Origin of the sequence: Streptomyces sp. ActVer, from assembly GCF_027270795.1 — a bacterium.
Taxonomy (GTDB): domain Bacteria; phylum Actinomycetota; class Actinomycetes; order Streptomycetales; family Streptomycetaceae; genus Streptomyces; species Streptomyces umbrinus_A.
Genome location: NZ_JAPWHT010000417.1, coordinates 1 through 9,093, shown reverse-complemented (window position 1 = coordinate 9,093; position 9,093 = coordinate 1). Strand labels below are relative to the sequence as shown.

The 9,093-nt window shown below is 72.6% G+C and carries 5 protein-coding genes; 2 read left to right on the top strand and 3 right to left on the bottom strand.

Going from position 1 to position 9,093, the window contains the following annotated elements:
- Nucleotides 1–133: 133 nt before the first annotated feature.
- The 3 genes from O3Q52_RS42205 to O3Q52_RS42195 form a co-directional block, all read right to left on the bottom strand.
- Complete coding sequence (locus tag O3Q52_RS42205; protein WP_269653843.1) at nucleotides 134–1,303, bottom strand: AAA family ATPase; 1,170 nt, start codon at nucleotides 1,301–1,303, stop codon at nucleotides 134–136.
- 109 nt (nucleotides 1,304–1,412) lie between these two features.
- Nucleotides 1,413–6,491 (bottom strand): hypothetical protein, encoded by a 5,079-nt coding sequence (locus tag O3Q52_RS42200; protein WP_269653842.1) that lies wholly within the window; start codon nucleotides 6,489–6,491, stop codon nucleotides 1,413–1,415.
- Nucleotides 6,488–7,342 (bottom strand): DUF4132 domain-containing protein, encoded by an 855-nt coding sequence (locus tag O3Q52_RS42195; RefSeq protein ID WP_269653841.1) that lies wholly within the window; start codon nucleotides 7,340–7,342, stop codon nucleotides 6,488–6,490. The genes O3Q52_RS42200 and O3Q52_RS42195 overlap by 4 nt, the downstream gene beginning before the upstream one ends.
- 173 nt (nucleotides 7,343–7,515) lie before the next feature.
- Between O3Q52_RS42195 and O3Q52_RS42190 the strand changes: the two genes are divergently transcribed.
- Nucleotides 7,516–8,349, top strand: a complete 834-nt coding sequence (locus tag O3Q52_RS42190) for a hypothetical protein (protein WP_269653840.1) — start codon at nucleotides 7,516–7,518, stop codon at nucleotides 8,347–8,349.
- 142 nt (nucleotides 8,350–8,491) lie between these two features.
- On the top strand, nucleotides 8,492–8,857 hold the full coding sequence (locus O3Q52_RS42185) for a peptidoglycan-binding protein (RefSeq protein ID WP_269653839.1): 366 nt from the start codon (nucleotides 8,492–8,494) through the stop codon (nucleotides 8,855–8,857).
- The last annotated feature ends 236 nt before the right edge of the window (nucleotides 8,858–9,093 follow it).

Below are 9,093 nucleotides of genomic sequence, written 5' to 3'. Positions count from 1 at the left end.
GGCTTGGCCGCGTCCAGCAGCGCGGGCACGGCCGCGGCCAGGGAGGGCGCGTGGTGCCGTACGCCGATGAGGTAGGGCGCCGCCGGGTCGGTGAGGGCCGCGACGGCTTCGTCGGGGGAGAGGGGCACGGTGGTCAGTCCTCCAGGACGGTGCGCAGGTCCCACAGGGTGCGCCAGGTGGCGGAGCCCTGTTCGGCGCGGCGCCTGACGGGGCCGTCCCAGTAGCCGCGCAGCCGGGCCGCGTCGGCGGGGTCGTCCTTGCGGACCACGCCGAGGAGGTGACCGGGCAGCAGGCCGAGGACGTCACGGTCGCCCGGGAAGTAGGCGGCGGCGAGCCCCAGCGCGCCCGCCACGGACACGGCTTCCGCGGTGCTCATCACCGTGGAGGGCCGCTCGACCTCCCAGCCTTCCGCGGACCGGCCCTCCCGCAGGTCCCGGAAGGCCGTGATGAGGGCTTCCAGTACGGCGTCGTCGACGCGGAAGGGGGCTCCGGCCCGCTCGACCGAGGCACGTGCCTGGCTGCGTACGAGCGCGGTCTCGGCGTCGAGGTCCGCGATGGGGCCGACGGTCCCGAAGTTGAAGCGGCGCTTGAGCGCGGCCGACATCTCCGAGACCCCCTTGTCGCGCAGGTTGGCGGTCGCGATGAGGCTGAAGCCGGGTGCCGCGTGGGCCAGGGAGTCCTCGGTGCCCGCCAGTTCGGGTACGGCGATGCGCCGCTCGGAGAGCAACGACACCAGTGCGTCCTGTACTTCGGGCAGGCAGCGGGTGACCTCCTCGACCCGGGCGACGGCTCCCCGGGTCATGGCGGTCAGGACGGGCGAGGGTACGAGGGCCTGGCGGCTGGGTCCCTGGGCCAGCAACAGGGCGTAGTTCCAGCCGTACTTGAGCTGGTCCTCCGTCGTGCCCGCGGTGCCCTGGACGACCAGGCCGCTGGTGCCGCAGACGGCGGCGGACAGCAGCTCGGACAGCATGGACTTTGCGGTGCCGGGCTCGCCGACGAGCAGCAGCCCGCGCTCGCCGGCGAGGGTGACGACGCACCGCTCGACCAGGGCACGGTCACCGACGAACTTGCCTTCTACGACGAGGCGCCGCGGCACACCCTCGGGCGTCGGGGCGTCGTCGGGCAGCCGCAGGACCCGGCCGTCGCTGCCCATGACGAACGTGACGACGGCACGGGGCGTGAGCCGCCACGCCGGTGGGCGCGGCCCGTCGTCGTAGGCGGCGAGGAAGGCCAGCTCGGTGGCGTGCCGGTCCTCGGGCGGAGTGATCTGGCGGGCCGTGTCGGCGGCCAGGGTGGTGGTCATCGGTGGTCCGTCCGGTCGGGTCGGGAGGTCGTCGGCAGAGGGGTCGTCGTCCGAGGAGCCGTCATCCGGGGCCGCAGGCAAGGGTTCGTCCGGTCGGCTCGGGCGGTGGTCATCGGCGGCGGCCCTTCCGGGTGGCGCGGGTGGTGAGCTTCTCGTAGGCGGGCGCGTCACCGTCCTGGACGCGTTGCCAGGCGAGGGCGAACAGGTCGGGCACCGGGAGGCGGGGCACGGCACGTGAGCGGTCGCGCACCGGGTAGAGGCCCTCCTTCCAGGTCTCCACCGGCAGGGCGGGGGACTTGAGGTCGCGCCAGCCGCAGGGCAGGAAGAGGGTGCGCCCGGCGCGCGGTCGCTTCGCCTCGACGACCAGGTCGGTGGCGGCCAGTTCGGTGCGGGCCTTCTTCAGCCGAGCGGGCTTCCAGCCGGTCCAGCGGGCGCAGTTGCGGTCCGTCGGATCGGGCAGTGCCAGCAACTGGAGGTAGAGCGCGGCGGCGTCCTCACTGAGACCGTGTGCCGAGGCCACTTCGGCGACCAGCGCGGGAGCGACGACGGTGGGGTCCTGGGCGTGACCGACGGGTTCCTCGGGGGCGAGGCCGGCGGTCAGGGCGCGGTCGAGTCCGTCGTCGAGGATCGTGCGCAGGGCTTGAAGGCCACCGTCGCGGTCCTGACCCACCAGGCCCTCCAGGAGCCCGAGGACCGCGTCATCCGGACCGGTGAGGGCGCCGGGCCGGAGCAGGACCGTCTCTCGATCGCCGTACCAGGGGCGCAGCACGAGAGCCTCCCCGACAGGCGTCAGACCGTGTTCGTCGGCTCCTCCGGTGGCGGGAAGCCCGTATGCCTTGCGCAGTTCGACCGCCGTCGAGCCGCCCTTGTCCGTCCACTCGACGTCGAGGTCGAGCAGCAGCCCGGGGTCGGTGAGCCGGCGGCGCAGGGCGGCGAGGCCCTCGGGCAGGCAGGCGCGCAGCGAGTGCCCGTACGGCAGGCCATACGCGAGTGCGGCCAGGGAGGCGACGGCACGGGTCAGGTCGTACCGTCCGGGCACCGCCGCGGGGTCGGCCGGGACGAGGTTGCCGTTCTTGTCCGGCCGTTGCACCGTCGTGCGGCTGATCCAGGGGGTGAGACCCGGATTGAGCACGGCCTCGGCGGAGCCGGCGGGCAGACCGGCGAGATCGACCGCGAGGTCCTCGGGCAGGCGGACGACAGAAGCGAGGCGCTCGGCCCACACCCGGCCCGCGGCCGCGATGTCCGGTCCGGTCGTCCACAGGTCGGCGGGGTCCTCGGGGAGCAGAGCGCCCATGAGGGCGAAGCGGTCCTCCCGGCCGAGCGACGACAGCCGGCCGTTGCCCAGGTCCATCTGCCGGGGTTTCAGACCGATCGTGGCGAGTACGTCGGCGCTGGGGTTCTGCGGACGCGCGGCGAGGAGCACGGTGGCCTGGACGGGGCCCAGACCGTCGCGGGTCGCGGTGGCGAACGCGGCGGGCGCCCCGGAGTGCCAGGGGGCGGCGCCCTTGTCCCGGATCGTCCGGGTGAGGGCGGCCAGCCCGTCGGCGGGGAACGCCGACTGCACCGCGGTCTCCTTGTCTAGGGTGAAGTGGGCGACGGCGCCGAACGCGCCGGAGGGGTCGTGGTCGAGGGCGAGCCAACCGACCCGATTGCGCTCGGTGTCGACGGACTGGCAGCCGAGGAGGACCACGGTGCGTCCGTCCCGGCGGAGCACCTGACCGGCACGCTGCTGCTTGGTGTGCGGCTCGCTCAGCAGGATCTCGCGCAGCCCGCCTCCGGCTGCGGCCAGCGGTCCTTCGGCGACCGCCTCCAGCAGCAGGAGCAGGGATTCCCGTTCGTCGTCGGTCAGGGTGGGCGTGGCGGTCCGGTAGGCCAGTGGCCGCAGCACGGCCAGCAGTGACGGCCACACGATGCCGATGTCGGGGATCGTGCGCTCCTCGCTCCGCCAGCCGTCACCGAGGGCGCCCGTCTGCGCGAGATCGGGGAGCGGCTTGCCCTCGGCGGGCCGTCCGGACAGCACGTGGTTCACGGCCCGGATCTGGCGCAGCGCGGTCCAGGCGTGGTTGCCTCCCCACCATCCCCCCAGATCGGCGATGCCGGCGGTGACCGCACGCAGGGTCCGGTCCTCGCCGTGCTTGGGGCGGTAGTCGGCGAACATCTCCTCGTTCTGCCGCTGTTCGGGCCGCTTCTTCTCGACCGGCGGGGCCACGAACGCGGCAGCCGTCCCGGTGAGGCGGAGCGCCTCACGGACCAGGGCGGACACGCCGATGAGCAGCCGCTCGTCGGTGAGGCCGGGCAGGGCCGCCGCCACGGCAGGCCTGATGAAGTCGTCCACCGACGGGACGACGGGCTTGCCGTCGACGGTGGTGCCGGCGGCGTCGCCGGCCTTGACGACCAGGGCCTCACGCTCGGTCAGGGCCCGGGCCCCGGCACGCAGCACGTCGGCCGCCGCCTCGTCGGTGAGAGCACGCAGCACGGCGGACGCCCGTTCGTCGCGGGGGCGAAGTGCGTGCCAGAAGGCGACAGGCGGGACGAGCCGGGTGCCGGCGGCGTACTCCCCGCCCGGCTGACCGGGTACGACCCGGCCGAGTTCGCCGGTGGCGGAGGTGTCCTCGGAGGCGAACAGCACGACGTGCATGTTGAGGCACGCGGCGACGGGCTCGGCACCTCCCGGCAGCCGGAGCGCACCGAGAGGGAAGCCGGACGCTCGCAGGGTGACGGTCCGGCCGTCCGGCGTACCGGCGGTCGTCCGGGCCTCGGCTCCTTCGCCCTCCGAGCGAACCCAGCGGCCGAGCACCGTGCCGTCGGTGCCGAAGGGGCTGTGTTCGAGGCCGGGTTGCAGCGGCAGGACCTCGCAGTGGTGCTGCAGGAGCGCGGCGTCCTCGCGGATGCCGGACCGCAGGAAGGCGGGCAGGGACGCCCGTCCGTGCGTACCGGTGTCCGGGTCGTACTCCAGCCAGACCTGCTGTCGGCCTTGCCGGCCCTGGCGCCAGCAGGTCGTGCCGTCACCTATGACGGACCGGCTCGGCGGCAGCACGGTGTCGCCGGCGTGCAGGGTGCGTCCGCCGGTGGCACGGCCGCCGCCGGGCAGGGGGATGGAGGGGTCACCGGCGTCGTTGCCGTACCAGTGGGGCAGTTGCTCCCCGCCGAGGGTGAACACCTCGGACGGCCGGGCCGACCAGTAGCCGAACTGCTTGCTGTCCTGCCGCCACATCACGAGCAGTTCGCCGTCGGTGTAGCGGAACTGCGGTTGCTGCCAGCGGTCCAGCTCGACGGGCAGGCGCAGATCGTGGTCGAGCAGAACCTTGTCCGGTCCGACGACGACGGCCTTGTGCCTGCGGGAGAGGATCAGCGCGGGCCACGCCTCCGTCAGGCGCAGTGCGTCGTCGTCACGGTGGCGCCTGCGCCCGCTCTTGGTCTTGGCATCGGTGTCGGCTTCGAGGAGGCGCAGCGCCTCGTCCAGGGCGGGCCAGCCCAGTTTGTCGGGGATGCCGGCCCGCAGGGTGCGGCCGAGCAGCGGCGCGATCTCGTGCTCCCCGACACGCGCGACCGCTTGAGGGCTGACCCGGGCGGCGATCGGCCGGAAGGGGCGCAGGCGGTTGAGCGCCGCGCGGGCGCCGGGCAGGCCCGTCGAGGCGCGGAACCTCTCGGCCGCGTCGTCCAGCCACTCGCGCAGCACGTCACTCAGAACGGGATGGGCGGCGAGGGCCTCCAACACACCGGCGAGTGTCCGGTCGTCGCTCAGCGCATCGATGGCCCGGTGCAGCAGGGGCCGGAAACGCGGGTCAGCGGCGGTGGCGGTGAGGTCGCGCCCACCGGACTCGCGGTCGCGAAGCCAGCGGTCGAGGGACAGATACACCTCCTTGTCCGCGTCGGGCATCGCCAGGGGAACTCCCTGCGCCACGCACAGGTCCAGCAGGTCGAGGTCGGCACCGGCGTGCCAGCGGCCCGTGAACAGGTCCACGGCCCGGCCGTCGGCACGCAGCCGCGGCGCCATCCGTTCGACGAGCCGGAGGGTGAGCGGTGAGCGGCTGCTGACCGTGCCGCCGTGCTTTCGGTGGGCGGCCCAGCGGCTGAGCCACTCCGCCGCGTCGATGCCATCGGCCGCGTCGACGGCTCCCGCTTTCTCGCCGTCCTGACCGGCCCGATCGGCCCGACGGTCCTCGCCGTTCTCGTCGTCCTCGCCGGTGAGGAGGCGATCGGCGCCGCTCTCCGCGAGCAGCGTCAACCAGAACTCGTCGTCCTTGACCTCGCGGCCCAAGGTGGTCGGCATGATCTCCAGCAGCCGTGCCCGTACGGCCGGTTGCCGCTCGGCGAGGACCGCGAGGGGGGCTCGGTAGGCGGTCCAGAAGGAGACGGGCGCGCGCACCGCGGCGGGCGAGGCGACCAGGTCGGCCACCAGGGCGCATTCCTCGGTGACCCGGTTCAGCCCGGCGGCCTTGATCAGGCCGCGGGCGTCCTGCGGCAGCGAAGCGTACGGCGGCATGCCCGCCGCGCAGCGCTCCACGCACAGCTGCCGGAACTGCGACCACGCCGTGGCCGGATCGAGCCGGTGGGCCAGGTCCTTCACATACTCCTTGAGCGCCTTGACCGTCAGCGCCCCGGCGAAGGCGAACTCCAGGAACACGGCGCGCTGCCGCTCCTCGTCCACGGCGAGCGCGTGCACCCGCTCGGCCTCGCGGGCCTTGCCGAAGAAGGCCGCGGCGTACGTCGTGTTCTCGTGCTGGAGGAAGATCCGGGCGGCCTGCTCGTAGAAGGTGGGCAGGAAGTGCGGCACGGCCCGGCCGAGCCGCTCGCCGAGCTCCTCGAAGCCCTCTTTGGCGGTGCCGGGGCGGGACTTGGCCTGGCGCGCCAGCCGCTCGACGTCCTTGACCAGAGCCAGCGCGTGGTGGCCGTTGGCCGGGTCGTTGACCAGTGCCCAGGCGGGGAAGCCGAGGGTCTCGCGGCGTACCTGTCCGACCTCGGGGGTCTCCGGTTCGCGGGCCAGACCGAGGAACTCCAGGGCCAGGTCCTCGGCCTCGCCGAGGGTGCCGGGCACGAGACGGACGGCGAGCCGGCCGTCCAGCGCGGGGTGGGTGTACGTCCGTACGGTGAGGGAGTCGGCGTCCTCGCCGGTGGTGGTGCCCACGGGCAGGACGGCACCGGCTTCGAGGAGCGCGGCCGCGGTGGTGTGTGCGTAGGTGGTCATGCCGCCTGCTCCTCGTCCTCGATGTCACGCCCGGCGAACAGGGCGGCAGCCATGCGCATGCCCTCCGACCAGGCGACGGGCCCCACCTGACCGAGCTTCAGCACGCGGCCGGAGCCGTCGGTCCACATGAGGGGGCCGGTCTCGGTCTCCTCGTAGCCGTCGTAGTCGTCGATCCAGACCCGGGCCTCCACACCGCGGGCGTCCTCCCGCACGGAGCAGACGGCGTTGCCGCCGCGTACGCGGTAGCCGAGCTGGGTGGTTCGACCGTGCAGGAAGCGCAGTTGCTTGAACGCGCCGCCCGCGTAGTCCTCCACGGTGGTGGCCTCGGTGTCGAGGCCCACGGGGCGTCGCCACACCTCCCGGAAGAGCTGCTGGGCACGCTGCTCGACGCCGAGTTCGACGGCGAACTCCCGCAGTTCCTCAAGGTCGTCGAGCAGGACGGGGTGGGGGAGGTGGACCAGCGCGGGGGCGATCCGGACGCTGTCACCGTCGAGATCGACGAGGCCGAGCCCGCGGTCGAGGTCGGCGTCCCGGAGGAATCCGGCCACTTCGCCGTCCGGACCGGTGACGACGAGATCGCGCAGCGCGCTCTGCCAGGCGGGATCCGGCCACACCCGGGCGATCACGGCGAGGGGCACCGGAAGCGAGCGCACCATCCACTTCTCGACGTCGGCGAGGCACTGGCGTTCGTGCCGTTCCAGCCACTCGGCGAGCTGTCGCAGTCCCATGACCGCCGGATCGTCCGCGAGTTTGGCCGGGACGGACTTCAACTGCCGTCCCGCGGCGTTGCGGCACACCACCTTTCCGCCGTCGAGGCCGACCTCGTAGTCGCCGGCCGTGACCCACCCCATATGTGCCTCCCCGCACTTCACTGATCAAGTGACCGGAACTCTAAGTGAGACCACTGACAACGCCTGCTCCGAGCCCACTCGGACCTGTCTCCGGGCCGATTTCGAGTCCGGAAGCAGTAAGTCCCCAGTACCCTGCGGGCTTTCGAGGTGTGGTGGGAATCGGGGGCTGCGGGATGGGACGTCAGGATCTCGCGGACGAGCTGGACGACGAGTTTCGGAAGCGGCTGCTGCCCCCAACTGCGGTGCGAAAGCTGGGACGTTGGCTGGCCGGACCCGGCGCTCAGTACGTGACAGGTGCCGGCGGCCACGCCGTGGAGTACGTGCCCGCACACTGGTCGGGCGTCGAGCCATGGCCCGTTGAGTTCCCTGAGCGGTCGGGGACCGAAACCGCGAGGGTCAGCCGTGACCAGGTGGTCGCCTCGACCCGCAGGGCAGCAGAGCGCTCGCAGTGGTCCGAGGCCCTGGTCGCGTCGTACGTATGGGGGCAGGGCCGGACCGGATACGGTCCGCACCGCCTCAAGGAGATCCTGGCGGAACCCACTGTCGACGGCGCGTTGGCCATGGCCGGGTCGGTCCTTCGTGAGGAGGGCGCCGTCGCGGCGTACCGCGGCCTCCGAGGAGCGGTGAAGGGATTGGGCCCGGCGTTCTTCACCAAGTTCCTCCACTTCCTCGACCAGGCATACTTCCTCGACCCGGCGTACTTCCTCGACCTGGCGACGGACGCTTCCGCCGTTCCCCGCGCGCTGATCCTGGATCAGCGGGTCGCGCGTGTGATGAGGGCTCATGCCGCGTGGGTGGGCGCGGACATGGGACTGGCCTCCGCATCGGAGGTGGCGGCATGGATCTGGTCGGACAGCGGCTGGACCTCCCATCGGTACGAGGTGTACCTGGGGTGGGTCCACTCCGCGGCCGGACAACTCGCCTCCGCGGGGATCGGATGGCCCGGGTCACGCCCAGACGTGTTGGAACTGGCGTTGTTCGACGGAGTCTGGAATCCCGCGTCCTGATATCTGGCGCGTCTGGCGCGTCTGGCGCGGAGGAGTGCCTGACCTGCCTTCTTTCGGCCTGTTCGAATCTCGTAGACCGGCGGTCGTGTTCACACGCACTCTTACTTTCATCACAACAATCACACACCTCGGGAGAGACATCATGCGTACCCGCCGCCTAGCCCTCCTGTGCAGTACCGCCGTACTGGCTCTCGGAGGGAGCCTCGCGGTCGCGCCCTCCGCGAGCGCCGCGGCCGCCGAGCCGAACTGCAACTACATCTCCGACACCGCCCGGCCCACGGTCCGTCCCAACGACGAGGGCAACGCGGTTCGCCAGGTGCAGTGCCTCATCAACTACTACAGCAAGTACTCCGACTGGCTCGACGTGGACGGGGACTACGGCCAGGCCACCGCGCGGGGCGTGTACTACGTGCAGACCTGTAACGCCACCGACGGCGGTGCCGACGGCATCGTGGGTCCCAGCACGTGGAACCGCCTCTACAACCCGAAGCCCGCCTGCGCGCTGTAGGGCACTCCTCCGTTCCACCGGCTGCCCGCTCCCCGAGGGAAGGAGCGGGCAGCTTCGACCGGCCCGGCCCCCCACAGGAGGAATCACGCGATGACGGTCCCGGACTCGAACCCCGCAGACTCCCGGAGCCCAGCTCGCACGGCGTCCCCGGTATCGCGACGCGTGTTCCTGGGCGGCGTCGGAGTCGCCGCCGCGTTGAGCGTCGTGCCCCGCCCGCCCGCTGCCGCTGCCGCCTC